The organism is Streptomyces sp. NPDC037054, from assembly GCF_055606745.1.
Genome location: NZ_JBVJSJ010000001.1, coordinates 163,376 through 188,621 on the forward strand (window position 1 = coordinate 163,376; position 25,246 = coordinate 188,621).

Sequence of the window (25,246 nt, forward strand, 5' to 3'; positions counted from 1 at the left end):
GGGTCGGTGCCGGGTTCCTCCCGATTTCATGGGATTCTCATCGTATGACGCCGATCACAGAGGTGGAGGGGCGACGGGTCGCGCTCAGCAATCTGGAGAAGGTGCTGTATCCCGCGACCGGCTTCACCAAGGGCGAGGTCCTGCACTACTACGCGACCGTCGCCGAGGTCCTGCTGCCCCATCTGCGGGACCGGCCGGTGTCCTTCCTGCGGTATCCGGACGGGCCCGAGGGGCAGGTCTTCTTCACGAAGAACGTGCCGCCCGGTACGCCCGACTGGGTCACCACCGCCGAGGTCCCGCGCTCCGAAGGGCCGGCCCGGATGGTGCTCGTGCAGGATCTGCCGAGCCTGATGTGGGCGGCGAACCTCGTCGCCGAGTTCCACACCCACCAGTGGGTCGCCCAGGAGCCCGCGCTCGCCGACCGGATCGTGTTCGACCTCGATCCCGGCCCGCCCGCGACCGTCGTCCACTGCTGCGAGGTCGCCCTCTGGCTGCGCGACCGGCTGGCCTCCGACGGCATCGGGGCCCACGTCAAGACCTCCGGGTCCAAGGGGCTGCATCTGCTCGCGGCCGTGCGGGGCGCCTCCTCCGAGCGGGTCTCGGAGTACGCCAAGGAGCTGGCCGTCGAGGCCGAGAAGGCGATGCCGCGGCTCGTCCTGCACCGCATGACGCGCAGCCTGCGGCCCGGCAAGGTGTTCGTCGACTGGAGCCAGAACGCCGCCCGCAAGACCACCGCGACGCCGTACACCCTGCGGGCCCGCGCCGAGCCCCTCGTCTCCGCGCCCGTCACCTGGGACGAGGTCGAGTCCTGCGGGGATCCCGCCCAGCTCGCCTTCCTCGCCCGCGACATCGCGCCCCGGCTCCAGGACTACGGGGACCTGATGGCGCCGCTGTTCGACGCGGAACGCGCCGGGGTCATCTCCTGACCCGGGCCGCCACGTTCCCGGCCCGCCCCGTCGCGCTCGCCACCGCTCACACCCTCGCCCACGTCCGCCGGTCGCGCGCCAGCGCGTGCAGTCCGTCGACGTCCCCCGGCTTCAGTACGCCGCCCAGCCGGGCCAGGCCGGGCACGTCGGCGTCGGTCAGGACGCGGATGCCGCGCGGCGCCGCCGTGACCGCCAGGTGGGCCGGGCCGACGAGGGCCAGGACGGGGTGGACCTCGGCCGTCAGCGCGTAGGACGCCCGCGCGGCGCAGGCGCGGAGCAGGCGGAGCACGGGGCGCGGGTCGTCGCGGCGGCCCAGGGCGACCCCGGTGCCGGTCACGGTCACGCGCTGCTTGCGGGCGTACAGGGCATGGACGGCGAAGACTCCGCCAGGGCCGATCAGCAGGTGGTGGACGCGGTCGCCGCCGGGCAGCGGCACCGAGTGCAGCGCGTGCCAGCCGAGGCCGTCCATGCGGTCCAGGGCGGTGCCGACCGTCCGCTCCGCCTCCAGGGCCCGGCGGCGCGGGTCGGGGCGCAGCCGGCGCCGCGGGCCGGGGTCGCGTTCGAGGGCGACGACGAGGGCCTCGCCGGGGCGGTTGGGGGCCAGGTCGTCGTCGGGGTGGAGGGAGAGGCGGGCCAGTTCGGCGGGGGTGGGCAGCGGGGGCGGGCCGACGGCGACGGTGCCGGTGAGGAAGGGGTCCAGGGCGTCGAGCACGTCGTCGCGGTGGTCGTCGGCGAGGACGTTGACGCGGGCGGCGTCACGGTCGTACCAGGCGATGTTCCGGCCGTCGGCGGCACGGACGTAGAGCCGCTCCCGGCCGTGCCGCCAGGTGGGCACCACGCGCAGTCCGCGCCGTCCGGTGGGTCCGTTCATGCGCCATCACCCCACGATCCATGGGAACAGGCGGGGTGCTGCGGGAGCAAGAACCCGGCTACCTTTGACAGCGGTTGACCTGATCCGCCGGCAAAGCCCTCGGGGAGGGGAGACACGCCCTCGGGGAGGGGATGGGGAGGCGCTCTTGCGTACGCGCGGGACAGAACCCGTACCGGCTCCGGATCACCCCTGGGACGAGATCGTGCCCGGACTGTGGATGGGCGGGCACGAGTTCAAGGGGCACTCCGGGCAGCTGGAGTTCGCCGTGGTGCGGGGCCAGTTCGAGCTCGTGCAGTCGCTGTTGCGGTTGCCGGGGCACGGGCCCGATCCCGGTGTGGAGCACCATGTGTGGCCGATCCCCGACGGGCCGCTGGACGGGACGCAGCTCGCGGGCGTCATCCGGCTGGCGGAGGCGGCGTGCGCGGCGCTGGACGGGGGCCGCAAGGTCCTCGTCCGCTGCTACCACGGGTACAACCGGTCGGGGATCGTCGTCGCGCACGCCCTGATGCGCAGGGGGATGACCGCCGACGCCGCGATCCGGCTGATCCGGGCCCGCCGCTCGTCGTGGGCGCTGCACAACGAGCTGTTCGTGGAGTACCTGCGGGCCGGTCTGCCCACGGCACGGCTGCTGGAGGAACTGGCCGAGTAGCGCCCCCGCGTGCGCGACGGACGCCCTGGCAAAAGGGGCGTCCGCGCGCATGCGGAGGTCCCGCGCATAGGGTGTACGGGCCTCCCGTCCCCGGTTCCAGGAGCACCGTGCCGCCCCGTCGCCCCCCGCGCGTCGCCCGCCGTGTCGTCGCCGCCCTCCTGCTGTGGACGGCGGTCGCGGCCTGCGGTGACGCCGGTGGCCTGGAGGCGGCGGGGCCGACGCCGACCGCGGTCGGTCCGGCCCGCCTGTGGCCGGGCCTGACGCCGGCGTCCAGTCCGGCCTGGGACTACGACGAGGGCGAGACCGAGGTCGTCAAGGGGATCCGCGTCCCGGGCGGCGACATCCGGAAGGTCGACCCGGTGGCCGTCGTCCGGGCGGAGATCGCCGCGCACCCCGAGGACTACGCGGGGGCGAGGGCGCCGTACCGCGACACGGCTCGGGAGTTCGCCGGGTGCGGTGCGGCGTGTCCGCTGCTGGAGCCGCACTACCGCGACCTCACCGGTGACGGCCGGGAGGACATGACGCTGGGCTTCCCGCTGCGCCCGGCCAGGATGACCGCGGTACGGGTCTACACGGTCGACGAGCGGCACCGGCTCGTGCGGGTCATGGACAACGACGACGCCGTGAGCGCCGTCGAGCTGGCCGGCCGGTCGGTGATCATCCGGGCGCCGTCGGAGGTGCCGGGGTACGAGTACCGGCTCCAGTGGACGTGGGACCCCGACCAGCGGGCCATGCTGCTCACGCACGACGAGATGCTGCGCACCGGCGGCGAGAAGCGCCCGGGGCGGCCCTCGGCCTCGCGGTCCGGGTCCGCGTCGCCGTCCCCGTCCGCCGCGCGGTCCCCGTCCGCTTCGGCGGGCGCCCCGTGAGGCGGCCTCCGCTCCCCCGCTGGGCCGGGGCGCTCGCGGTGAAGGCGGCCGTGTTCATCACGGTGATGTGCTGTGCGCTGGCCGCGCTGCTCGGCGTCCTCGTGCACGTGTCGGTGACGAACCAGACCGTCGGCCAGGCCCGCCACCAGGCGCTCGCGCGGCTGTCGGAGGCCGCCGCCGCGTACCAGGCCGGCGACGCGCCCGTGCCGGGCGCCCAGGTGGATCCGCCGGGTCTGCCGGCGTCGCTGCGGGCCCTCGCGGTGGACGGCGGGCGCGGCACGATGGTCGCGCGGCACCGGGGGCGGCCGACGATGTGGGCGGCGGGGCCGGTGGACGGGGGGCGGGCGCTGGCCGTGGAGGTCGACTACTCGCAGCAGGCACGCACCATCGACGGCCTCGACCGGGCCATCCTGTGGTCGTCGGCGCTCGCGATCGGGGTGACGGTGCTGGTGGGCGCGTTCGCCGTGACGCGGGTGACGCGGCGGCTGCACGCCACGGCACGGGTGGCGCGGCGGATCAGCGCGGGTGACCTGGACGCGCGCGTGGACGATCCGCGGGCGCGGCAGGACGCGACGCGCCCGCAGGACGAGGTGGCCGCGGTCGCCGCGGCGCTGGACTCCATGGCGGCGTCGCTCCAGGGCAAGCTGCTGGCCGAGCAGCGGTTCACGGCGGACGTGGCGCACGAGCTGCGTACGCCGCTGACCGGGTTGCACGCGGCGGCGGAACTGCTGCCGCCGGGGCGGCCCACGGAGCTGGTGCGGGACCGGGTCGCGGCGCTGCGCACGCTCACCGAGGACCTGCTGGAGATCTCGCGGCTGGACACCGGGCGGGAGCGGCTGGAGGCCGACACCGAGCACCTGGGGCCGCTGGCCGAGCGGGTGGTGCGGGCGTCGGGGGGCGGCGCGCAGGTCGAGGTCAGGGTCGTGCGGGACGCGGCGGTGGAGACGGACCGGCGGCGGCTGGAGCGGGTGCTGGGCAATCTCGTGGCCAACGCGCGGCGGCACGGGCGGGGGCCGGTGGTGGTGACGGTGGACGGGGCGGTGGTCACGGTGCGGGATCACGGGGACGGGTATCCCGAGTACTTGCTGGCGCACGGGCCGCAGCGGTTCCGTACGGAGGGCGGGGCCACGGGGCACGGGCTGGGCCTGACGATCGCGCTGGGACAGGCGGAGGTGCTGGGGGCGCGGTTGCGGTTCGCGAACGCGGAGGACGGGGGTGCGGTGGCGACGCTGTCCCTGCCGGGAGCCGGTGCGGTGACCGGGGGTTCCTGAACGGGGTTCGCCCGGCGCCCGGTGCGGGTGCCTCCTGATGGCTCAGCGTGGCGAGCGGTGAACGTCCTGTGAACATAGCGTGCGAAGTGTCAGGCACGACCCGCTTCGCCCGCACATGGAGGTACCCCTCATGTCCATGCGTTCCCGCCTCGCGATAGCCGCCGCCGTCGGCGTGTTCGCCGCTTCGGCCGTCGCCGCCCCCGCCGTCGCGACCGACGAGTGGAGCAGCGGCACGAGCAGCGACACGAGCGCCGGCAGCGGCGCCGACGCCGGCAGCGCCGAGACCCTCGGCTCCGGCGGCGACGGGAGTGGCGGACACCACCAGGGTGGCCACCACGGCCACCACGCCCGCTACTACAAGGGCGTCGTGACCGCCTCCACGCTCGCCCTGCGCAGCGCCCCCAACCGCGGCTCGCAGATCATCCGCTACGCCCACAAGGGCGACATCGTCAAGATCTTCTGCAAGACCGGCGGCGAGACGGTCGACGGCAACCCGCTCTGGTACCTCCTCCCGGACGGCACCTGGGCCTGGGGCTCGGCCCGCTACATCAACAACATCGGGCCCGCGCCACGCTGGTGCTGATGACCGAAGCGCACCACACATCCCGTTTGGGTAGGTTCCGGACATGAGCAAGGCCGGAATGACCCTGGCGACGGCGGAGCCACAGGCCCCCGTCGTCCGCCTCCCCCGGCGCCGCGGCGTCGAACTGGCCCTCATCGTCCTGGCCGTGCTGCTCTCCGTGTACGGCTACTGCGCTGTCGGCCTCGCCCGCCAAGGCTCCGTCCCGCCCGGCGCCGCCGGTTACGGCGCCGGGCTCGGCGTCCTCGCGCTGCTGGCGCATCTCGCGGTGCGCCTCAGGGCGCCGTACGCCGACCCCCTGCTGCTTCCGATCGGCGTGCTGCTCAACGGACTCGGCCTGGTGCTGATCTACCGGCTCGACCTGGAGACGCCGGGCGACCGCGGCGCCCCCGCCCAACTCGTCTGGTCGACCGTCGGCGTGGCGCTGTTCATCGTGGTGGTCCTGCTGCTGCGGGACCACCGGGTGCTCCAGCGGTACGCGTACGTGTGCGTCACGGCGGCGCTGGTCCTGCTGACGCTGCCGATCCTCTTCCCGGCGGTGAACGGTGCCCGCATCTGGATCCGGATAGCCGGATTCTCCCTCCAGCCGGGCGAGTTCGCGAAGGTGCTGCTGGCGGTGTTCTTCGCCGCGTACCTGGCCGCCAACCGCGGCGCGCTGGCGTACGCGGGCCGCCGCGTCTGGTTCGTGCAGCTGCCGACCGGCCGCGTGCTCGGCCCGATCCTCACCATCTGGCTGCTGAGCGTCGGCGTGCTCGTCCTGGAACGCGACCTCGGCACCTCGCTGTTGTTCTTCGGCCTCTTCGTGGTCCTGCTGTACGTCGCGACCGGCCGCACCGGCTGGATCGCGGTCGGCCTGCTGCTGGCGTCGCTGGGCGCGGTGGCCGTGGGCTGGCTGGAGCCGCACGTGCACGGCAGGGTGCAGGACTGGCTGCACCCGTTCGCGTCGATCGAGGCCGGCCGGGGCCCGAACCAACTGGCGCAGTCCCTCTTCGCGTTCGCGGCCGGCGGCATGCTGGGCACCGGCCTGGGACTCGGGCACTCGGTGCTCATCGGGTTCGCGGCGAAGTCGGACTTCATCCTGGCCACGGCGGGCGAGGAGCTGGGCCTGGCCGGCCTGGCGGCGATCTTCCTGCTGTACGGGCTGCTGGTGGAGCGCGGCTACCGGGCGGGCCTGGCGCTGCGCGACCCGTTCGGCCGGCTGCTCGCCGTCGGCCTGTCCTCCCTCGTGGCGCTCCAGGTGTTCGTGATCGCGGGCGGGGTGACGGGCCTGATCCCGCTGACCGGCATGGCGATGCCGTTCCTGGCGCAGGGCGGCTCGTCGGTGGTGACGAACTGGGCGATCGTGGCGCTGCTGGCCAGGATGAGCGACTCGGCGCGCCGGCAGCCCGCCGAGGAGGCCGGGGCGTGACCGGGGACGCCGCCATGACCCGGTACATCCGGCACGCCGCGGTGTTCTGCGCGCTGCTGCTGCTCGCGCTGCTGGTCAACGCGGCCCGCGTGCAGGTCGTGCAGGCCCCGGCGCACGACGCCAATCCGGCCAACCGGCGTCACGACATCGCCCGTTACCGCGAGCCGCGCGGCAACATCCTGGTCGGCGGCCGGCCCGTGACCGGCTCCCGGGACACCGCCGAGCAGTTGCGCCACGAGCGGACGTACGCCGACGGGCCGATGTACGCGCCGGTCACCGGCTTCGCCTCGCAGCTGTACGGGACGTCGCTGCTGGAGCGGGCCGAGGACGGGGTGCTGTCCGGGGCCGACCCGATGCTGGCGCCGTTCCCGCTGTGGAACGACCTGACGCGCGGCCGGAGTTCGGCCGGCGACGTGGAGACCACGATCAACCCGGCGGCGCAGCGCGCGGCGTTCCGCGGGCTCGGTTCCCGCAAGGGCGCGGTGGCGGCGGTGGAGCCGGCGACGGGGCGGATCCTGGCGCTGGTGTCGGCGCCGTCGTACGACCCGCAGGCGCTGTCCGGGAACGGGCCGGCGGCGGCCCGGTCGTGGGCGCGGCTGAACGGCGACGCGGACCGGCCGATGCTGAACCGGGCGGTGCGGCAGACGTATCCGCCGGGTTCGACGTTCAAGGTGGTCACCGCGGCGGCGGCGCTGGACGCGGGCGTGGTCGAGGACCTGGACGCGCCGACCGACTCCCCCGCCCCGTACACCCTGCCGGGGACGACGACGCGGCTGACGAACGAGTCCGAGGGCTGCGCGGACGCCTCGCTGCGGGACGCGTTCACGTGGTCCTGCAACACGGTGTTCGCGAAGCTCGGGGTGGACGTGGGCGTGCGGGACATGGCGGCGACGGCGGAGGCGTTCGGCTTCAACGACGAGGGGTCGGGGATCCCGTTCCCGGTGGCGCGCAGCACGTTCGACACGTCGGTGGACCGGGCGCAGCTCGCGCTGTCGTCCATCGGGCAGTACAACACGCGTGCCACGCCGTTGCAGATGGCGACGGTGGCGGCGGCGGTCGCGAACGGCGGTCAGGTGCGCACGCCGTACCTCGTGGAGCGGACGACGCGGGCGGGCGGCGAGACGCTGCGGACCGCCGGTTCGCGGGCGGCGCGGCAGGCGATGCACCCGGCGACGGCCGTGCGGCTGCGGGAGTTGATGCGCGATGTCGTGGAGCGGGGCACGGGCCGGAACGCGGCGGTGCGCGGTGCGACGGTCGGCGGCAAGACGGGCACGGCGCAGCACGGCGTCGGCAACGCGGGGACGCCGTACGCGTGGTTCGTCTCGTGGGCGCAGGGCAAGCGGGACATGGAGCCGAAGGTGGCGGTCGCGGTGGTCGTGGAGGACGGGTCGGCGCGCCGCGGGGACATCACGGGCGGCGGGGTGGCGGCGCCGATCGCCCGGTCGGTGATGGAGGCGGTCCTCAAGTCCCGCCCGGCGAGGACCGGTTACTGACGCGGACCGGCTGCCGAGGCGGACCGGTTGCTGAGACGGGGCTGTCGGACCGCGCGCGACCCGACCTACCGTTCGGTCATGACTGACGCCGCCGCGTACGAACTCGCCCAGGTCAACATCGCCCGCCTCAAGGCCCCGCTGGACTCACCGCAGTTGAAGGACTTCGTCGACGCCCTCGATCCCGTCAACGCCGACGCCGACGCGGCGGACGGTTTCGTGTGGCGGCTGGAGGGAGACTCGGGCAACGCGACGGACGTGCCCGTCTTCGGTGACGCGTGGCTGATCGTCAACATGTCGGTGTGGCGGGACACGGACGCCCTGACCGCGTACATGTACCAGGGCCGGCATCGGGAGATGCTGGCCCGGCGCCGCGAGTGGTTCGAGCGGCTCCAGGAGGCCGTGACCGCCCTGTGGTGGGTGCCGGCCGGACACCGGCCCACGGTCGCGGAGGCCGAGGAGCGCCTGCTGCACCTGCGGGCGCAGGGCCCGACGCCGTACGCCTTCACGCTCCGCACGTCGTTCCCGCCGGAGGCGGCGGAGCCGGAGGGCGCGGCCGCCGCGAAGTAGACGCTCGGTAAACAAGTCCTGCGCGAGGGATTGACGGGCTTGCTGACACGCAGTCTCATAAGGGAGGTGAACCGCCGGTAACCCCTGACACGCCCCCGCACGACGAGGTGGACCAGCATGACGACCCTGACGGAAGCCGACGCGCTCGAAGGGCTGCGCGACGCGCTCGGCCTGCTCAAGGACCGGGAGCAGGTGGCCGAACGGCTGCTCGATTCCTCCGCCAAGCACTCCTTCGACCCGGACAAGGAGCTGGACTGGGACGCGCCCTTCGAGGAGGGCAAGTGGTTCTGGCCGCCGGAGCTGGTGTCGCTGTACGACACCCCGCTGTGGAAGCGGATGAGCGAGGAGCAGCGCATCCTGCTGTCCCAGCACGAGGCCGCCGCGCTCGCCTCCCTCGGCATCTGGTTCGAGATCATCCTCATGCAGCTGCTGTGCCGGCACATCTACGACAAGGCGGCGACGAGCGCCCACGTGCGGTACGCGCTGACCGAGATCGAGGACGAGTGCCGGCACTCCAAGATGTTCGCGCGGCTCATCCAGCGCGGCGGCACCCCCTGGTACCCGGTCAGCCGCGTCCACCAGAACCTCGGCCGGCTGTTCAAGACCATCTCCACCACGCCCGGCTCCTTCACCGCGACCCTGCTCGGTGAGGAGGTCCTGGACTGGATGCAGCGCCTGACCTTCCCGGACGAGCGCGTGCAGCCCCTGATCCGCGGCGTCACGAAGATCCACGTCGTGGAGGAGGCGCGGCACGTGCGCTACGCCCGCGAGGAGCTGCGCCGCCAGATGGTGACGGCGCCGAAGTGGTCGCAGGAGTTCACCCGCGTCACCTCCGGCGAGTTCGCCCGCGTCTTCTCGGTGGCGTTCATCAACCCGGAGGTCTACACGAACGTCGGCCTCGACAAGCGCGAGGCGATGGCGCAGGTCAAGGCCAGCGTCCACCGCCGGGAGGTCATGCAGAAGGGCGCCAAGCGGCTGACCGACTTCCTGGACGACATCGGCGTCATGCGCGGCGTCGGACGCAAGCTCTGGCAGTCGTCGGGCCTGCTGGCCTGAGCGCGCCGGTGGGCCGGGGCGGGGTCTGCGGCACCGGTTACGCTGCGGGCATGACCCCGCAGGCCGCCAGCCCCGCCTACCGCCGGCTCAGCGTCGAGGAGCGCCGCAGTCAGCTCCTCGACGCGGCGCTGTCCCTCTTCGCGCACCGCGACCCCGAGGACGTCTCCCTGGACGACGTGGCGGAGCGCGCGGGGGTGTCGCGCCCGCTGGTGTACCGCTACTTCCCGGGCGGCAAGCAGCAGCTGTACGAGGCCGCCCTCAGGTCCGCCGCCGAGGAGCTGGAGAAGTGCTTCGACGAGCCCCGCGAGGGCCCGCTGCTGGGCCGGCTGTCGCGCGCCCTGGACCGCTATCTCGCGTTCGTCGCCCACCACGACACCGGCTTCAGCGCCCTGCTGCGCGGCGGCAGCGTCGCCGAGACGTCCCGGACGAGCGCCATCGTGGACGGCGTACGGCGTGCCGCCGCCGAGCACATCCTCAGCCACCTCGGCGTCACCGAGCCCGGCCCCCGGCTGCGCATGACGGTCCGCATGTGGATCACGGCCGTCGAGGCGGCGTCCCTGATCTGGCTCGACGAGGACAAGCAGCCGCCCTCCGACGAGCTGCGGGACTGGCTCGTGGAGCAGTTCCTGGCCGTGCTGTCGGTGACCGCCCGCCGCGACCCGCAGACCGAGGCGCTGGTCCTGACGCTCGCCGGGGATGTCTGACACTGGTGGCGTGAAGAGCGAAGACACCCCGTTCGAGGGCGGCCCCATGGACGGCCGGGTGCTGCCCGTGCTGACCGGCATGACCGGCCACCCGCCGAAGACGTACCGCATCCCCGTCCCGGACCCGCACGGCGGCCCGCCCACCGTCCTGGTCTACCGGCGGGTGCCCCGCCACCCGAGCGGGCGCGTCGGGCTCACGCACAGGTGGAAGTATGCGTACGACCCCGAGGGCGCGGCCGGCGACGGGCCGAAGTGGCCGTGGTCCCGGCCCCGCCCCCGTCCCGACGCCACGCCGGGCGGCAAGCCGGAGGACACCGGCGGGTGACGGGGTTGCGCCGAACCGCGCACACTCGGCGCGCGGCCCGCGCGGGACCGGCTGATGCTCGCGGTGCGGAGCGGAGGAGCCGCCCGCACCGGAGGTGATGGCGTGTCAGGAAGGCTTCTGCGTCTGGTCTGTGCGGCTGCGGTGGCGACCCAGGCCGTCCTCGTCGCCGTCCCGGCGGCGGCCGAACCGGAGCCGGCCGGGACCGGCGAACAGTCCGCGATCGGACCCGAACCGGCGCGATCCGGAGGCCCGTCGGCAGCCGACCCGGAATCCGCGGACCCCGGCGATCCGTCCGTGACCGACCCGGAGTCCGCGGACCTCGGCGACCCCTCCGCGACCGACCCGGACCCCGCGGGCCCCGACGCTCCCGGCGAGCGTTCCGTGGCCGAGCTGCTGACGGAGCTTCAGCGGCTGTACCGGCAGGCCGAGCGGGCCACCGAGGCCTACAACGCGACCGAGGAGAAGCTGAGGAAGCGGCGTGCCGAGACCGCCCGCCTCGACCGCGCACTCGCCCGCGCCCGCCTGCGCCTGCACGACAGCCGGACGGACGCCGGACGGCTGGCCCGCCAGCAGTACCAGAACAGCTCCGACATCTCCCCCTACGTACGGCTGCTGCTGGCCCGCGATCCACAGCGCGCCCTCGACCAGGGCCACGTCATCGGGCAGATGGCGCGCGGCCGGGCCGAGACGGTGGACCGGCTCACCGGCAGCGAGAGGACGGCGGACGCCCTCGCCCGCAAGGCCCGCGAGGCCCTCGACGACCAACTCGTCCTGGCCGAACGGCGCAAGAAGGCCCGGGACGACGTACGGCGGCGGCTGGACGACGTCGAGGCACTGCTCGCTTCCCTCACCCCCGACCAGCTCGCCGAGGTCGCGCGGCTGGAGAAGGACGGCGTCGCGAAGGCGCAGCGGCGGCTCGTCGCGTCCGGGGCGCTCAGCGGCGTCGGGAAGCCGACGGCGGCCGGCGAGCGGGCGGTGCGCTTCGCGGTGCGGCAGCTCGGCAAGCCGTACGAGTGGGGCGCGGAGGGGCCCGGCGCGTTCGACTGCTCGGGGCTGACGTCCGAGGCGTGGGCGCACGCCGGGACGCCCGTGCCGCGCACCAGCCAGGAGCAGTGGGCGCGGCTGCGGCGGGTGGGTCTGCGGGAGCTGCGCCCCGGTGACCTCGTCGTCTACTTCCCCGAGGCCACGCACGTCGCGCTCTACCTCGGCGACGGCATGGTGGTCCACGCGCCGCGCCCCGGCGCGAGGGTCAAGGTGTCGCCGGTCGCGGCGAACCCGGTGCTGGGCGCCGTGCGCCCGGACCCGGCCGGGGAGCCCCTGGCGCACTACGCGCCGCCGGAGCTCCCCGAGGGTGCGACGGACGGGTCGGACGAGGGGTGGTCGGGCGGGAGTTACGCGCCCGAAGCGCCCGAGACCTCCATCAGGTAGGCCTGGGTCTTCTCCGGCTCGTAGAAGAAGTTCTCGAAGTCGGCCGGGTTGTTGAAGCCGTTGGCGAACCGGTCGGCGACGGGCTGGAGTTCGCCGGCGGCGCCGATCAGGTTCAGGACGTGCTCCGGCGGCGGGGCCAGCATCGCGTTCGTCCACTTGGTGACGTGCTGGGCCGTCTGCCAGTAGCGGTCGAAGGTCTGCTCCATCCACGCCTCGTCGAACGGCTTGTCGCCGTTCTCCAGGATGGAGGCGAGGTAGGCGGCGGCGCACTTGGACGCCGAGTTGGAGCCCTGTCCGGTGATCGGGTCGTTCGCCACGACGACGTCGGCGACGCCGAGCACCAGGCCGCCGCCGGGCAGTCGGCCGACCGGCTTGCGGACGGTGGGGGCGTAGCGGCCGGCGAGGGTGCCGCCGGCGTCGGTCAGTTCGACCTTGGTGGCCCGCGCGTACTCCCAGGGCGTGTACCGCTCCATGAGTTCCAGGGTCAGGGAGAGGTGCTCCGCCGGGTCCTTGACGCCGTTGAAGACGTCGAGCGGGCCGCCGGGTATGCCCTCCCAGAACAGGATGTCGGCACGGCCGGAGGTGGTCAGGCACGGCATGACGAACAACTCGCCGACGCCCGGCACGAGGTTGCAGCGGACGCCCTCGGTGTCCGGGTGCTCCGGGCGCGGGCCGAGGCCGTGCACGTAGGCGACGGCGAGGGCGCGCTGCGGCTCGCTGTACGGGGAGCGCTCGGGGTCGCGCTCGAACATCTGGACCAGCTCGCCCTTGCCCGCGGAGACGAGGACGAGGTCGTAGGCGCGGGAGAAGTAGTCGAGGTCGCCGACGGCCGCGCCGTGGATGACGAGCTGTCCGCCGCGCTGCGCGAACGTCTCCATCCAGCCGGCCATCTTCACGCGCTGGTCGATGGACTGCGCGAAGCCGTCCTCGAGCCGGCCGAACCAGTCGATGGCGCGCTGCGCGGGGCCCTCGGCCCATGAGCCGGGTGCGGCGACCGAGACGCCGAGTCCTTGGATCTTCGGGGCCTGGGACTCCCAGAAGTTCAGCTGGAGGTCGCGCTCGTGCTGCAGCGCCGTGTGGAACATGCACTGCGTCGACATGACCCGCCCGGCGCGGATCTCGTCCGCGGTCCGGTTGGACATCAGGGTGACCTCGTACCCGTGCGACTGGAGGCCGAGGGCGATCTGGAGGCCGGACTGTCCGGCTCCGACGACGAGTATCTTCCGCATGCGGGTGGTTCTCCTACTCGGGGGTTTCGTCGAGCGCGTGACCGACGAGGGCCAGGAGGGTCTCGATCACCGAGATCCGGCGGCGCGCATCCATGATCATGACAGGTATGTGCGGCGGTATCGTCAGCGCCTCCCGCACGTCCTCCGGCTCGTACAGCTCGCTGCCGTCGAAGTGGTTGACCGCGACGACGTACGGCAGTCCGCAGCTCTCGAAGTAGTCGAGCGCGGGGAAGCAGTCCTTCAGGCGACGGGTGTCGGCCATCACGACCGCGCCGATCGCGCCGCGCACGAGGTCGTCCCACATGAACCAGAACCGCTGCTGGCCCGGCGTGCCGAACAGGTAGAGCACCAGGTCGTCGTCGAGCGTGATGCGGCCGAAGTCCATGGCCACCGTGGTGGTCAGCTTCTCCGGCGTGGCCGTGAGGTCGTCGGTCTCCTCACTGGCCTCGGTCATCAGCGCCTCGGTCTGCAGAGGCGTGATCTCCGAGACCGCGGAGACCAGCGTGGTCTTGCCGACGCCGAACCCGCCCGCCACCACGATCTTCGTCGCGATCGGTGCCCGGGCCCGGTCCGTCTGCCAGGGCTGCAACGGCTCGTCGGGTTCGACGAGTGGGGAGACGCCAGCAGCGGCGTCAGAGACGACGGAGTCCACTCAGCACCCTTTCCAGCAGAGCGCGGTCCGGCCGGCCCGCGCCATGGCCGGTCCCGGTCCCGTACACACGGATCTTTCCTTGGTCCGCGAGGTCGCTCAGCAGCACGCGGACCACGCCGAGCGGCATCTTCAGCAGCGCGGCGATCTCGGCCACCGTGCGCATGCGGCGGCACAGTTCGACGATGGCCCGCATCTCCGGCATCACGCGGGAGGTGAGCGTACCGTTCGTCAGTTCCTTCCGCTCCTCGGGGGCTTCGAGGGCGGCCGTGCTCGCGACGAACGTCTCCACGAGCAGCACGTGCCCGAAGCGCGTGCGGCCACCGGTGAGCGAATAGGGGCGCACGCGCGCGGGTTTGCGTTCCGCGCCGCGCTTGGGGAGGTGGTTCTTGGGGCTGCTCATCGGTCACTCCCCGTCGACTCGGACTCCAGGGACTTTCTCAGCTCGCTGCGGAGTTCGGGCGTCAGGACGTGTCCGGCGCGGCCCACGAACAGGGCCATGTGGTACGCCACGACACTCATGTCGCAGTCCGCGGAGCCGTGGACGCCGAGCAGCGAGCCGTCGCTGATCGACATGACGAACAGGCTGCCCTCCTCCATCGCCACCATGGTGTGCTTGACGGAGCCGTAGTCCATCAGCTTGGCGGCGCCGATGGTGAGGCTGCCGATGCCGGAGACGATGGTGGCGAGGTCCGCGGCCGAGCCGCGCGGGCCCCGGGGCTGCTCGTCCCGGGCCTCACGGGCCGCGGCGTTCCTGCCGGGGTCGGAGGAGAGCAGCAGCAGACCGTCGGAGGAGACGACCGCGACGGAGAGGATGCCGGGCACCTCCTCGACGAGGTTCGTCAGCAGCCAGTGCAGATTGCGGGCCTCACTGCTCAGTCCGAAGGTACTGGGCGCGGTCAACTGCTTGCCTCCTCGACGGTGCCCCCCGTGGCTACTTCGGATTCCGCTGGTTCCGACGTCGTTCCCGCCTTCGGCGCCTTCGTGTGGGCGGTCTGTTCGGCGATCTCCGCCTCGACGTCACGACGCCCGGCCTCCGCCCCCTGGCGGAACCCGCCCAGGCGGCGGCGCAGCGCCTCGGCGTCGACGGAGCCCGTGCGCGGTCGCGGTGCCGCGACGGGCGTGCTGATCTTCGGGGTCCGCTTGGGCAGCCCCTTCTCGGTGACCCGCTCCTCGGGCTCCCGCTGCTCGGGTTCGCGCTGTTCGGCGTCGCGCTGTTCGGTTTCGCGGCGCTCGGGCTTTCGGTGCTCGTCGGGGGTGCGCTCGTGCGTGTCGGGCCCGATGGCGTACGGGTCGTGGGCGGCGGGGGCCGCCGGGGGCTCGGTGCGGGTCTGTCCCGGGATGAACGCGGTCACCGGGGCCTCGGGGGCCTCGTCGGCCCGGGGCGGGGCGGCGGCGTCCGTGCCCGGGGAGACGGCGTCGCTGGTACCGGTGCCGGTGGTGGTGGGCGCGGCCGGGGCCTCGGGCTGGACCTCGGGGAGCAGCAGCTCCATCGTGGTCTCGGCGGGGCTCTCCGGAAGGGCGTCCCCGGCGTCGGCCCCGGACCGGTCCGGGCCGTCCTCGGCGGCGGGCGTGGGGGTGGGCTCGGGCGTGGGCCGCTCGTCGGCTCCGGCGGGCGCGGGGTCGGCGTCCTGCTCCGCACGCCGCTCGGCCGCGGCGGCCTCGGCCGCCGCCTCCGAGCGTTCCACCGCCCGTTCCGCCGCCGCGACCAGCGGGTCGCCGTCGGCGCCGATCGTGCGGCCCTGGATGGTGTTGGAGTTGGCCTCGGCGTCGGCGCCCGGCAGGGTGACCGGGTGGGTGCCGCCCGCCGGGGTGGACAGCTTCGGGGCGCCGGGCGCCGCCAGCAGGCCCTTGGGCAGCACGACGACCGCGGCGACCCCGCCCTGCTTCTGCTCGCGCAACTGCACGCGCGCGCCGTGCCGGTGGGCGAGGCGGGCCACGACGTACAGGCCGAGTCCGAGGCCGTCGTCGCCCTCGTCGTCGTACGGCGCCTCCGGGTCGAAGTCGGCGAGGCGGCCGTTGAGGCGCTCCATGCGCTCCTCGGTCATGCCGATGCCCTCGTCCTGGACGGAGAGCATGACCTCGCCGTTCTCCAGCAGCCAGCCGGAGACCTCGACGGGCAGGTCCGGCGGGGAGAACGAGGTGGCGTTCTCCATCAGTTCGGCCAGCAGGTGGGAGAGGTCGTCGGCGGCGAAGCCCGCCACGTGAGCGTGCGGCGGCAGCGCGGCGATGCGGACGCGCTCGTACCGTTCGATCTCGCTGACCGCGGCCCGGACGACGTCGACGAGCGGCACGGGTCCGGAGCTGTGGTGGACGTGTTCGGTGCCGGCGAGGACGAGGAGGTTCTCGCTGTGCCGGCGCATGACCGTGGCGAAGTGGTCGAGCTTGAACAGCGTGGACAGGCGGTCCGGGTCCTGCTCGCGCTCCTCCAGGCTCTCGATGACGGAGAGCTGGCGCTCCACCAGGCCGAGGGTGCGCAGCGCGAGGCTGACGAAGGTGCCGCCGATGCTCTTGCGGACGACCTCCAGCTGGGCGGCGGACTCGGCGAGTTCGGCGCGCAGTTCCTCGCGGGCGTCGGCCATCTTCTGGCGCTGGCCGACGAGGTGCTTGCGGTCGGCCTCCAGGGTGGTGACGCGCTCGGCGAGGGCGACGGCGCGCGCGTGCAGGGCGTTGACGGAGCGGACGGCCTGGGCGAACTCGTCGTTGCGGCCGGTGAAGGCGACGGGTGCCTCGGCGGCCGGGTCCTCGGCGTCGGCGAGCCGGGCCGTGCCGCGGCGCAGCACGGACAGCGGCTGGGTGAGGGTGCGGGCCATGCCGGTGGCGATGCCGACGGCGAGCAGGATGAGCGCGCCGAGCAGCGCGACGCGGATCTCCAGCGCGGTGACGTCGTCGTCGCGCAGCTGGGCGAGTTCCTTGATGCGCTTCTCGTAGAGGGCGGACTCCACGCCGCGCATCAGGTCGACGCGGGCGGACAGGGCGGCGTCCAGCCGTTTGGTGCTGGTGCCGAGTTCACTGCCCGTCAGGGTCGGCTCGTCGGTGAGGCTCGCGAGGTACTTGTCCGCGGAGTTGACCTCGGGGCCGGTGATCGTGGAGTCGTACGAGGTGCGGGCGGACTTCCGTGCCGTGGCGTGGAAGTCGGCGAGCGCGGCGGCCGAGCGCACGTGGGCCTGGCGGGCGGCGGCGGTGAGCGCGTCACGGGTCTTGGTGTCGGCGTCCGAGGAGGACGCGGAGGTGGTGGGCAGTCCGGTGACCGGGTCGATGACGGTCTGGGTGCTGCGCGGCACGCTGAGCGCGGCGAGCAGCAGACCGCGGGTCGCGGCGGCCTGCTGGACGGCGGAGTCGAGTTCGGCGAGCGCGTAGGCGCCGGAGCCGGCGCGCGGCGGCATCCGCTCGGCCAGCTGCTCGGCGAGCCGGTGCAGTTCGTCGATGGCGGCGGAGTACGCCTGGTGCGCCTGGAGGGCGGTGCTCTTGCCGGTGAGCGCCGCCCGGCGGACGGTCGCGATGCCGTCGAGGTCGGCGCGCAGGGAGGCGGGGGTGTCGGTGTCCGCCCGCAACTCCTCGACCTGCCGGTCCACGCGGGCGCCGCGCTGCTCCGAGGGCGCCTTGGACTTGGGCCGGCCGGCGGCGACGTACGAGGTGACCTCGTCGCGCTCGTCGGCGAGGGAGTGGGCGAGGGTGAGGGCGTCCCGGGTCTGCTCGGCGAGCGTCACCAGTTCCTGGGAGTCGCTCAGCTGCCCGGAGGCGGCGACGATCGAGGGCGCCCCGGCCCCGGCGATCGCGGCTGCCACCACGGCAACGGCCACGATGAGGCGGTTGCGTACGTGGGTCGGGCGACCCTTGCCCACGGGCGGGTTGGGGGTCTCCTCACCGCTGGTCGCGGGGGCCGTCTGCTTGCCTGTGCGACGAGGCCGCGTCTTCTGCACCGGTGCTCGCATTCCTGACTCGTGTACCCATGGGCCCGGGTGACGCTCCGTCAACTGGCGCGTACCCCCGGTACATTTCCCGACCCTCCCAGCGCCGGTGGGCAGTGGACGCGCATCACCTGACCCGCCACCCGAAGGAGTGAACCTCGGACCGGAGTTGAGGAGCAAGTTCCTCTGGCGTTTGCACCGGCCTTTCCCGGCGGGCCGGTTGGACGTCTGCGGCGGGCGGTGGCAATATTCGCCGCCGCCGATTCCCGGAGTACCGCATTCCCCCGCAATTCAGACCTCTGACCTGCGCGGGCGTGCCGTTTCGACGACGGTCGCCAGCCTTTTGCGCACGTTGTGAAGGGGTCGTGCAGACTGGCCGGATGCGTACTGAACTCGTCTCGGAGCCGGGCACCCCGGACCGCCCCAACGAGGACTTCGCGAGCGTCGGACTACCGGCCTCCGGACAGGGCGGTTCGGTCGTCGTGCTGGACGGGGTGACTCCGCCGGTCAGCGGAACGGGATGTCTGCATTCCGTCCCCTGGTACACGGCGCGACTGGGCGGGGCGCTGACCGAACTGACCGTTTCGCTCCCCGATGCACCTCTGGTCGAGGTACTGGCCCGCGCCCTCGCACGTACCGCGGACGCGCACAGCGAAACCTGTGACCTTTCTCACCCCCGTACGCCGCAGGCGACGGTGGTGATGGCCCGCTGGTCGCCGGACCGGGTCGAGTACCTGCTGCTGTGCGACTCGGCGCTGCTGGTGGAGTCCCCGGACGGCACGGTGACGGTCCTGCTGGACGACCGGCTGGCCCGGCTGCCGCGCTCGGCGCTGGCGACGGACGCGCTCGTGGACGCGACGGTCCGGAACAAGGAGGGCGGCTTCTTCACGGCCGCCGCGGACCCGTCGGTGGCCGCGCGCGCGGTGACGGGCACCCTGCCGCGCGAGGAGGTGCGCTCGCTGACCGCGCTGACGGACGGGGCGGCGCGGTGGGTGGAGACGTTCCACGAGGGCGACTGGGCGGACTGCCTCGCCCTGGTGCGCAAGGCCGGGGCGCGGGCGCTTGTGGACCGGGTGCGGGAGCTGGAGCGGGCCGACCGGGAGCGGCGGGCGTTCCTCGGCCGGGCCAAGACGCACGACGACGCGACGGTCGTCCACGCCGAGCTGTCCGCCCCTCAGGGGGTCACCGGGGTCACTTCTCCATCTGCTGGTTGAGCTGGTGCAGCAGCCGGGCCAGCTCCGCGACCTCGTCGGGGTCCCAGTGGGCGAGGCGGCCGGCGTAGCGGGCGCGGCGGGCCTCGCGGACCCGGCCGACGCGGGTGCGGCCCTCGGGGGTGAGCTCGACCAGCCAGGCGCGTCCGTCGGCCGGGTCGGGCTCGCGGGAGACGAGGCCGAGCTGTTCCAGGGCGCGCAGCTGGCGGGACATGGTGGCCTTGCCGACGCCGATGTAGGCGGCGAGGTCGGTGGCGCGCTGCTTGCCGCACTCGTCGAGCCGCACGAGCAGGCCGTACGCGGACGACTCCAGGTCGGGGTGGACCTCGCGGGCCATCTCGCCCTGGTTCGCCCGGGCGCGGCGCAGCAGGACCGTCAACTCGCGCTCCAGCGCGAGGAATCCCGGCCGGTCCACACCGTGTGCGGACCTCCCGGACCCGAATCCGCGTCCGTCGCCGTTCCCGTCTCCGTGCACGTCAGCCCCTGCCTCGGTCTCCGCTACTGAAAGTTTCCGCCCTCCGCGGCCGTCACCGCAGCTCGGCAAGTATTTCGCAGGTGGAGACCTGTGGCGGAAGCGAGGGGCCCCGAGCGCGTCGGGACCCCTCGCCCGCCGTTTCCGGGCGGTCGTCACACCGCGACCGGGACCTCCGGCGCCGTCTCGCTCGTGGCCGGGGACAGGGCCAGTTCCAGGACCTGGCGGACGTCCGTCACGGCGTGCACGTCGAGCTTGTCCAGGACCTCGGCCGGGACGTCGTCCAGGTCGGGCTCGTTGCGCTTGGGGACGATCACGGTCGTGATGCCCGCCCGGTGCGCCGCGAGCAGCTTCTGCTTGACCCCGCCGATCGGCAGCACCCGGCCGGTCAGGGAGACCTCGCCGGTCATCGCGACGTCCGTACGGACCAGGCGGCCGGAGAGCAGCGAGGCCAGCGCGGTCGTCATGGTGATGCCGGCGCTCGGACCGTCCTTGGGCACCGCGCCCGCCGGGAAGTGGATGTGCACGCCCCGGTCCTTCAGGTCGGCGACCGGCAGTTCCAGTTCGGCGCCGTGCGAGCGCAGGAAACTCAGCGCGATCTGCGCCGACTCCTTCATCACGTCGCCCAGCTGACCGGTCAGGGTCAGTCCGGACGCGCCGGTCTCCGGGTCGGCCAGCGACGCCTCGACGTAGAGGACGTCGCCGCCCGCGCCGGTGACGGCGAGGCCGGTCGCCACGCCCGGCACGGAGGTGCGCCGCTCGGCCGGGTCCTGCGCGGACTCGGGCACGTGGTGCGGCCGGCCGATCAGGGCGCGCAGGTCGTCCGCGCCGACGGTGAACGGCAGCTCCCGCTCGCCCAGTTCGTGCTGGGCGGCGACCTTGCGCAGCAGCCGCGCGACCGACCGCTCCAGGTTCCGGACACCGGCCTCGCGGGTGTACTCGCCGGCCAGCCTGCGCAGCGCGCTCTCGTCGATGGTGACCTCGTCCGCGCCGAGACCGGCCCGCTCCAGCTGGCGGGGCAGCAGGTGGTCGCGGGCGATGACGATCTTCTCGTCCTCGGTGTAGCCGTCCAGGCGGACGATCTCCATGCGGTCGGCGAGCGCTTCCGGAATCGCCTCCAGGACGTTGGCGGTGGCCAGGAAGACCACGTCGGACAGGTCGAGCTCGACCTCCAGGTAATGGTCCCGGAAGGTGTGGTTCTGGGCCGGGTCCAGGACCTCCAGCAGGGCGGCGGCCGGGTCGCCCCGGAAGTCGGAGCCCACCTTGTCGATCTCGTCGAGCAGCACGACCGGGTTCATCGACCCGGCCTCCTTGATCGCGCGCACGATCCGGCCGGGCAGCGCGCCGACGTACGTACGGCGGTGGCCGCGGATCTCGGCCTCGTCGCGGACGCCGCCGAGGGCGACCCGGACGAACCTGCGGCCCATGGCGTGGGCGACGGACTCGCCGAGGCTGGTCTTGCCGACGCCGGGCGGTCCGACGAGGGCGAGCACGGCGCCTCCGCGCCGCCCGCCGACGACGCCGAGACCGCGCTCGGCGCGGCGCTTGCGGACGGCGAGGTACTCGGTGATGCGCTCCTTGACGTCCTCCAGGCCCGCGTGCTCGGCGTCGAGGACGGACTTGGCGCCCTGGATGTCGTACTGGTCCTCGGTCCGCTCGCTCCACGGCATCTCCAGGACCGTGTCGAGCCAGGTGCGGATCCAGGAGCTCTCGGGCGACTGGTCGGAGGCGCGCTCCAGCTTGTCGACCTCCTTCAGAGCGGCCTCGCGGACCTTCTCGGGCAGGTCGGCGGCCTCGACGCGGGCGCGGTAGTCGTCGGACTCGGCGCCCTCCTCCTCGCCGTTCAGCTCGCGCAGCTCCTTGCGGACGGCCTCCAGCTGGCGGCGCAGCAGGAATTCGCGCTGCTGCTTGTCGACGCCCTCCTGGACGTCCTTGGCGATGGACTCGGCGACGTCCTGCTCGGCGAGGTGGTCGCGCAGTTGCTGGGTGGCGAGCTTGAGGCGGGCGACCGGGTCGGTGGTCTCCAGCAGCTCCACCTTCTGCTCGGTCGTCAGGAACGGCGAGTAGCCGGAGTTGTCGGCGAGGGCGGACACGTCGTCGATGGCCTGGACGCGGTCGACGACCTGCCAGGCGCCGCGCTTGCGCAGCCAGGCGGTGGCGAGGGCCTTGTACTCCTTGACCAGTTCGGTGACGTGCCCCGGCAGCGGGTCCGGCACGGACTCGTCGAGCGAGGTGCCCTCCACCCAGAGCGCCGCTCCCGGTCCGGTGGTCCCGGCGCCGATCCGCACCCGGCCCCGGCCGCGGATCAGCGCGCCCGGGTCGCCGTCGGCCAGCCGGCCGACCTGCTCGACGGTGCCGAGGACGCCGATGCCGGCGTACGTCCCGTCGACGCGTGGCACCAGCAGCACCCTGGGCTTTCCGGGTTCGGACGTGGCGGCGGCCTGCGCGGCCTCCACCGCGGCGCGCACCTCGGAGTCGCTCAGGTCCAGCGGGACCACCATCCCGGGCAGGACGACCTCGTCGTCGAGCGGCAGCACGGGCAGGGTGAGCGGTGTGAACGCCTGGGACTCAGCAGCCATGATCTCCCCTTCGGCAGTCAAGTTGAGCTATGCCGACTCAATGTTGGAGGACTGCCGATTGTTCCGGCCACAGGGAGGTGTTCGCTGTGGGCGATCACGTCACGTCCCGCACCCGTCCGGACAACCCGCACCCGTCCGAACAACACGGAGGCGGCGCGCCATACCGCACTGGCAGGATGGCGGGATGGCCACCTCGTACGACATTCCCGAAGTACTGGACCGTTGTGAGGGCCCGCACGGCGAGGTCGTGCTGCGCAGGCACGGCGGGCTGCTGCAGATCATCGCGAACGGCTGTTTCCTGATGGACACCTCCGACGGGCGTTCGGAGCGGCGACTGGTGGACGCCGCCCTCGACGCGCTCGACGACCGCCCCGCGCCGCACGTCCTGATCGGCGGCCTGGGCGTCGGCTTCTCGCTCGCACACGCCGCGGAGAACCCCCGGTGGGGCCGCGTCACCGTCGTCGAGCGGGAGCCCGCCGTCATCGGCTGGCACCGCTCGGGTCCGCTGGCCCCGATCTCGGCGCGGGCGCTCGCCGACCCGCGCACCGAGATCGTCGAGGCGGACCTGATCACCCACGTCAATGAGACGTGCGCCACGTACGACGCACTGTGCCTGGACATCGACAACGGCCCCGGCTGGACCGTCACGGAGGACAACGGCGGGCTGTACTCCCCGGCCGGACTGGCAAGCTGCGCAAGGGCGTTGAGGCCGGGCGGGGTACTGGCCGTGTGGTCGGCGCAGCCCTCTCCGGAATTCGAGGGAACCTTGCGGAATGCCGGGTTCCAGGGGGTGCGTACCGAAGAGATCCCCGTTGCCCGGGGAGTTCCCGACGTCGTGCACCTCGGTGTCCGCCCTGGATAGCAAAGCCACGGTAACTCCCCGTACGCTGCATCCCTGGCGCGGATCATTCAAGCGTCAATCGCAGTCATGCGCAGACGAGGGGTCACCCCACTGATTCCGGAAAGCACACTTCAGGGGCGGGCGATGGAGCAGACACACACCTCCCACAACGGCACGGCGGCGGCTACTCCGGGCGCGCAGCGCCGGGTCCTGGTGGTCGAGGACGACGCGACGATCGTGGACGCCATCGCGACCCGCCTGCGCGCCGAGGGATTCCTGGTGCAAACGGCGGGCGACGGCCCGTCCGGCGTCGACACGGCCGAGGCCTGGCAGCCCGACCTGCTGATCCTCGACGTCATGCTGCCCGGCTTCGACGGTCTGGAGGTCTGCCGGCGCGTGCAGGCCGCCCGGCCCGTGCCGGTGCTCATGCTCACCGCGCGCGACGACGAGACCGACATGCTGGTGGGCCTCGGCGTGGGCGCCGACGACTACATGACCAAGCCGTTCTCGATGCGGGAGCTCGCCGCGCGCGTGCACGTCCTGCTGCGCCGGGTGGAGCGGGCCGCGCTGGCCGCCGCCACGCCGCGCAGCGGCATCCTGCGCCTGGGCGAGCTGGAGATCGACCACGCGCAGCGCCGCGTGAGGGTGCGCAGCGAGGACGTCCACCTGACGCCCACCGAGTTCGACCTGCTGGTGTGCCTGGCGAACACCCCGCGCGCGGTGCTCTCCCGGGAGCAGTTGCTGGCCGAGGTCTGGGACTGGGCGGACGCCTCCGGCACCCGCACCGTCGACAGCCACATCAAGGCGCTGCGCCGGAAGATCGGCGCCGAGCGGATCCGCACGGTGCACGGCGTGGGCTACGCCCTGGAGACGCCGACGCCATGAGTTCGGGGCGGGATGCCGCACGGAGGAGCCCCGGGGAGCCCTGGGGCGGCGTACGCCCGTTCTCGGTCAAGACCAAGCTGGGTGCCCTCGTGGTCATCTCGGTGCTGATCACGACCGGGCTGATGATGATCGCGGTGCGCACCGAGACCGAGCTGCGCTTCATCACGGTCTTCTCGATGATCGCCACGCTGCTGATCACGCAGTTCGTGGCGCACTCCCTGACCTCGCCGCTGGACGAGATGAACGCGGTGGCCCGGTCCATCTCGCACGGCGACTACACGCGCCGGGTGCGCGAGAACCGCCGGGACGAGCTGGGCGACCTGGCCCAGACGATCAACCGCATGGCGGACGAGCTGGCCGCGCAGGACCGGCAGCGCAAGGAACTCGTCGCGAACGTCTCCCACGAGCTGCGCACCCCGATCGCGGGCCTGCGCGCGGTGCTGGAGAACATCGTCGACGGGGTCACCCAGGCCGACCCGGAGACCATGCGGACGGCCCTGAAGCAGACGGAACGGCTCGGCCGGCTGGTCGAGACGCTGCTGGACCTGTCCCGCCTCGACAACGGCGTGGTCCCGCTCAAGCAGCGGCGCTTCGAGGTGTGGCCGTACCTGTCGGGCGTGCTGAAGGAGGCCAACATGGTCGCCTCGGCCCGCGCGGGCATGGCGTCCGGCTCCGGCAGCCACACCCGTACCGACGTCCATCTGTCCCTCGACGTGTACCCGCCGGAGCTGTCCGCGCACGCCGACCCCGAGCGCATCCACCAGGTCGTCGCCAACCTCATCGACAACGCGGTCAAGCACAGCCCGCCGCACGGCCGCGTGACGGTACGGGCGCGGCGCGGGCCCCGCCCGGAGTCGCTGGAGCTGGAGGTCCTGGACGAGGGGCCCGGCATCCCGAAGTCGGAGTGGCACCGGGTCTTCGAACGGTTCAACCGCGGCAACGTCAGCCGGCCGCACGGCCCCGGCAGCGACGGCGGCACCGGGCTCGGCCTGGCGATCGCCCGCTGGGCCGTCGATCTGCACGGCGGCCGGATCCGCGTGGCCGAATCCGAGCGGGGTTGCCGGATCCTTGTCACTCTTCCGGGACTCCCTTCCGTTCAAAGTTGACGTAAAGTTCGAAGCGGAGCCCCAAGATCCACGGGCGTACGCGCTGACGGACACGTGTGATCAGGCACAGCCCCGCCCCGTACGGGCGTCGGGTGATGACGCCCCCTTCCCCGGCGCGGCGGAACCTCGCTTGTTTCCCGCCATTTCAGGCACCGAAACACGCTGTTCGATGTGATGTGCGCGACGATGAACGGGCCCGGCCTGACCTTCTCGGTC

Annotated in this window: 24 protein-coding genes; 16 read left to right on the plus strand and 8 right to left on the minus strand. The window is 73.2% G+C overall.

Features of this window, described 5'->3' with window-relative positions; all coding sequences use genetic code 11:
- Positions 1-44 precede the first annotated feature (44 nt).
- Positions 45-926, plus strand: coding sequence for a non-homologous end-joining DNA ligase (gene ligD, locus ACZ7D7_RS00750; protein ID WP_470821263.1), 882 nt, complete (start codon positions 45-47; stop codon positions 924-926).
- A gap of 46 nt (positions 927-972) precedes the next feature.
- On the opposite strand, the gene ACZ7D7_RS00755 is transcribed toward ligD, so the two are convergent.
- On the minus strand, positions 973-1,797 hold the full coding sequence (locus ACZ7D7_RS00755) for a nuclease-related domain-containing protein (protein WP_470821265.1): 825 nt from the start codon (positions 1,795-1,797) through the stop codon (positions 973-975).
- A 145-nt stretch (positions 1,798-1,942) separates the two neighbouring features.
- On the opposite strand from ACZ7D7_RS00755, the gene ACZ7D7_RS00760 reads away from it, so the two are divergent.
- From ACZ7D7_RS00760 to ACZ7D7_RS00810, 11 genes are all read left to right on the plus strand, one after another.
- A complete protein-coding gene (locus ACZ7D7_RS00760; protein ID WP_470821267.1) occupies positions 1,943-2,446 on the plus strand; it encodes a protein-tyrosine phosphatase family protein in 504 nt (167 codons plus the stop codon).
- Between the two features lie 107 nt (positions 2,447-2,553).
- Entirely contained in the window at positions 2,554-3,315 is a 762-nt protein-coding gene (locus tag ACZ7D7_RS00765) for a hypothetical protein (protein WP_470821269.1), read from the plus strand.
- Between the two features lie 65 nt (positions 3,316-3,380).
- On the plus strand, positions 3,381-4,586 hold the full coding sequence (locus ACZ7D7_RS00770; protein WP_470822407.1) for an ATP-binding protein: 1,206 nt from the start codon (positions 3,381-3,383) through the stop codon (positions 4,584-4,586).
- A gap of 130 nt (positions 4,587-4,716) precedes the next feature.
- A complete protein-coding gene (locus tag ACZ7D7_RS00775) occupies positions 4,717-5,169 on the plus strand; it encodes an SH3 domain-containing protein (RefSeq protein ID WP_470821270.1) in 453 nt (150 codons plus the stop codon).
- A 43-nt stretch (positions 5,170-5,212) separates the two neighbouring features.
- Entirely contained in the window at positions 5,213-6,574 is a 1,362-nt protein-coding gene (locus ACZ7D7_RS00780) for an FtsW/RodA/SpoVE family cell cycle protein (RefSeq protein ID WP_470821272.1), read from the plus strand.
- A 14-nt stretch (positions 6,575-6,588) separates the two neighbouring features.
- Positions 6,589-8,067, plus strand: a complete 1,479-nt coding sequence (locus tag ACZ7D7_RS00785) for a peptidoglycan D,D-transpeptidase FtsI family protein (protein WP_470822409.1) — start codon at positions 6,589-6,591, stop codon at positions 8,065-8,067.
- A gap of 78 nt (positions 8,068-8,145) precedes the next feature.
- The gene (locus tag ACZ7D7_RS00790; protein WP_470821274.1) at positions 8,146-8,634 is read left to right on the plus strand and encodes a DUF3291 domain-containing protein; all 489 of its coding nucleotides are present in this window, start codon (positions 8,146-8,148) and stop codon (positions 8,632-8,634) included.
- A gap of 117 nt (positions 8,635-8,751) precedes the next feature.
- A complete protein-coding gene (locus ACZ7D7_RS00795; protein ID WP_470821275.1) occupies positions 8,752-9,690 on the plus strand; it encodes an AurF N-oxygenase family protein in 939 nt (312 codons plus the stop codon).
- Between the two features lie 50 nt (positions 9,691-9,740).
- Entirely contained in the window at positions 9,741-10,394 is a 654-nt protein-coding gene (locus ACZ7D7_RS00800) for a TetR/AcrR family transcriptional regulator (protein ID WP_470821277.1), read from the plus strand.
- Positions 10,395-10,404: 10 nt separating this feature from the next.
- Positions 10,405-10,719: a hypothetical protein gene (locus ACZ7D7_RS00805; RefSeq protein ID WP_470821279.1), complete on the plus strand. Its 315-nt coding sequence runs from the start codon at positions 10,405-10,407 to the stop codon at positions 10,717-10,719.
- A gap of 102 nt (positions 10,720-10,821) precedes the next feature.
- Positions 10,822-12,147, plus strand: coding sequence for a C40 family peptidase (locus ACZ7D7_RS00810; protein WP_470821281.1), 1,326 nt, complete (start codon positions 10,822-10,824; stop codon positions 12,145-12,147).
- Here ACZ7D7_RS00810 and ACZ7D7_RS00815 read toward each other — a convergent pair.
- From ACZ7D7_RS00815 to ACZ7D7_RS00835, 5 genes are read right to left on the minus strand one after another with little or no spacing between them, the layout of a single operon-like run.
- On the minus strand, positions 12,111-13,376 hold the full coding sequence (locus ACZ7D7_RS00815) for a styrene monooxygenase/indole monooxygenase family protein (RefSeq protein WP_470821283.1): 1,266 nt from the start codon (positions 13,374-13,376) through the stop codon (positions 12,111-12,113). The two genes, ACZ7D7_RS00810 and ACZ7D7_RS00815, sit on opposite strands and share 37 nt — an antisense overlap.
- A gap of 13 nt (positions 13,377-13,389) precedes the next feature.
- Positions 13,390-14,028, minus strand: coding sequence for a GTP-binding protein (locus ACZ7D7_RS00820; protein ID WP_470821285.1), 639 nt, complete (start codon positions 14,026-14,028; stop codon positions 13,390-13,392).
- Positions 14,009-14,428, minus strand: a complete 420-nt coding sequence (locus ACZ7D7_RS00825; protein ID WP_470821286.1) for a DUF742 domain-containing protein — start codon at positions 14,426-14,428, stop codon at positions 14,009-14,011. Before ACZ7D7_RS00825 ends, ACZ7D7_RS00820 begins: the two co-directional genes overlap by 20 nt.
- Positions 14,425-14,928 (minus strand): roadblock/LC7 domain-containing protein, encoded by a 504-nt coding sequence (locus ACZ7D7_RS00830; RefSeq protein ID WP_470821288.1) that lies wholly within the window; start codon positions 14,926-14,928, stop codon positions 14,425-14,427. Before ACZ7D7_RS00830 ends, ACZ7D7_RS00825 begins: the two co-directional genes overlap by 4 nt.
- Complete coding sequence (locus ACZ7D7_RS00835; protein ID WP_470821290.1) at positions 14,925-17,948, minus strand: sensor histidine kinase; 3,024 nt, start codon at positions 17,946-17,948, stop codon at positions 14,925-14,927. Before ACZ7D7_RS00835 ends, ACZ7D7_RS00830 begins: the two co-directional genes overlap by 4 nt.
- 368 nt (positions 17,949-18,316) lie before the next feature.
- Between ACZ7D7_RS00835 and ACZ7D7_RS00840 the strand changes: the two genes are divergently transcribed.
- Positions 18,317-19,150 (plus strand): protein phosphatase 2C domain-containing protein, encoded by an 834-nt coding sequence (locus ACZ7D7_RS00840; protein WP_470821291.1) that lies wholly within the window; start codon positions 18,317-18,319, stop codon positions 19,148-19,150.
- Here the strand turns inward: ACZ7D7_RS00840 and ACZ7D7_RS00845 are convergent.
- Both ACZ7D7_RS00845 and lon read right to left on the minus strand, forming a co-directional pair.
- The gene (locus ACZ7D7_RS00845; RefSeq protein ID WP_470821293.1) at positions 19,128-19,622 is read right to left on the minus strand and encodes a MarR family winged helix-turn-helix transcriptional regulator; all 495 of its coding nucleotides are present in this window, start codon (positions 19,620-19,622) and stop codon (positions 19,128-19,130) included. The two genes, ACZ7D7_RS00840 and ACZ7D7_RS00845, sit on opposite strands and share 23 nt — an antisense overlap.
- Positions 19,623-19,774: 152 nt before the next feature.
- A complete protein-coding gene (gene lon / locus ACZ7D7_RS00850; RefSeq protein WP_470821295.1) occupies positions 19,775-22,198 on the minus strand; it encodes an endopeptidase La in 2,424 nt (807 codons plus the stop codon).
- 184 nt (positions 22,199-22,382) lie between these two features.
- Here lon and ACZ7D7_RS00855 point away from each other — a divergent pair, with 184 nt between their 5' ends.
- The 3 genes from ACZ7D7_RS00855 to ACZ7D7_RS00865 all read left to right on the plus strand — a co-directional run bounded on the left by ACZ7D7_RS00855 (position 22,383) and on the right by ACZ7D7_RS00865 (position 25,030).
- Positions 22,383-23,060, plus strand: a complete 678-nt coding sequence (locus ACZ7D7_RS00855; RefSeq protein ID WP_470821296.1) for a spermidine synthase family protein — start codon at positions 22,383-22,385, stop codon at positions 23,058-23,060.
- Between the two features lie 123 nt (positions 23,061-23,183).
- Positions 23,184-23,924 (plus strand): response regulator transcription factor, encoded by a 741-nt coding sequence (locus tag ACZ7D7_RS00860; protein ID WP_279548521.1) that lies wholly within the window; start codon positions 23,184-23,186, stop codon positions 23,922-23,924.
- Complete coding sequence (locus ACZ7D7_RS00865; protein ID WP_470821298.1) at positions 23,921-25,030, plus strand: sensor histidine kinase; 1,110 nt, start codon at positions 23,921-23,923, stop codon at positions 25,028-25,030. Before ACZ7D7_RS00860 ends, ACZ7D7_RS00865 begins: the two co-directional genes overlap by 4 nt.
- Positions 25,031-25,246 lie beyond the last annotated feature (216 nt).

What these genes read in the sequence shown, in the direction of transcription:
- ACZ7D7_RS00815 (WP_470821283.1), bottom strand. Translation starts at nt 13,376, where the DNA reads ATGCGGAAGATACTCGTCGTCGGAGCCGGACAGTCCGGCCTCCAGATC.
- ACZ7D7_RS00825 (WP_470821286.1), bottom strand. Translation starts at nt 14,428, where the DNA reads ATGAGCAGCCCCAAGAACCACCTCCCCAAGCGCGGCGCGGAACGCAAA.
- ACZ7D7_RS00780 (WP_470821272.1), top strand. Translation starts at nt 5,213, where the DNA reads ATGAGCAAGGCCGGAATGACCCTGGCGACGGCGGAGCCACAGGCCCCC.
- ACZ7D7_RS00800 (WP_470821277.1), top strand. Translation starts at nt 9,741, where the DNA reads ATGACCCCGCAGGCCGCCAGCCCCGCCTACCGCCGGCTCAGCGTCGAG.
- lon (WP_470821295.1), bottom strand. Translation starts at nt 22,198, where the DNA reads ATGGCTGCTGAGTCCCAGGCGTTCACACCGCTCACCCTGCCCGTGCTG.
- ligD (WP_470821263.1), top strand. Translation starts at nt 45, where the DNA reads ATGACGCCGATCACAGAGGTGGAGGGGCGACGGGTCGCGCTCAGCAAT.
- ACZ7D7_RS00785 (WP_470822409.1), top strand. Translation starts at nt 6,589, where the DNA reads ATGACCCGGTACATCCGGCACGCCGCGGTGTTCTGCGCGCTGCTGCTG.
- ACZ7D7_RS00795 (WP_470821275.1), top strand. Translation starts at nt 8,752, where the DNA reads ATGACGACCCTGACGGAAGCCGACGCGCTCGAAGGGCTGCGCGACGCG.
- ACZ7D7_RS00860 (WP_279548521.1), top strand. Translation starts at nt 23,184, where the DNA reads ATGGAGCAGACACACACCTCCCACAACGGCACGGCGGCGGCTACTCCG.
- ACZ7D7_RS00840 (WP_470821291.1), top strand. Translation starts at nt 18,317, where the DNA reads ATGCGTACTGAACTCGTCTCGGAGCCGGGCACCCCGGACCGCCCCAAC.
- ACZ7D7_RS00790 (WP_470821274.1), top strand. Translation starts at nt 8,146, where the DNA reads ATGACTGACGCCGCCGCGTACGAACTCGCCCAGGTCAACATCGCCCGC.
- ACZ7D7_RS00755 (WP_470821265.1), bottom strand. Translation starts at nt 1,797, where the DNA reads ATGAACGGACCCACCGGACGGCGCGGACTGCGCGTGGTGCCCACCTGG.
- ACZ7D7_RS00770 (WP_470822407.1), top strand. Translation starts at nt 3,381, where the DNA reads ATGTGCTGTGCGCTGGCCGCGCTGCTCGGCGTCCTCGTGCACGTGTCG.
- ACZ7D7_RS00865 (WP_470821298.1), top strand. Translation starts at nt 23,921, where the DNA reads ATGAGTTCGGGGCGGGATGCCGCACGGAGGAGCCCCGGGGAGCCCTGG.
- ACZ7D7_RS00855 (WP_470821296.1), top strand. Translation starts at nt 22,383, where the DNA reads ATGGCCACCTCGTACGACATTCCCGAAGTACTGGACCGTTGTGAGGGC.
- ACZ7D7_RS00775 (WP_470821270.1), top strand. Translation starts at nt 4,717, where the DNA reads ATGTCCATGCGTTCCCGCCTCGCGATAGCCGCCGCCGTCGGCGTGTTC.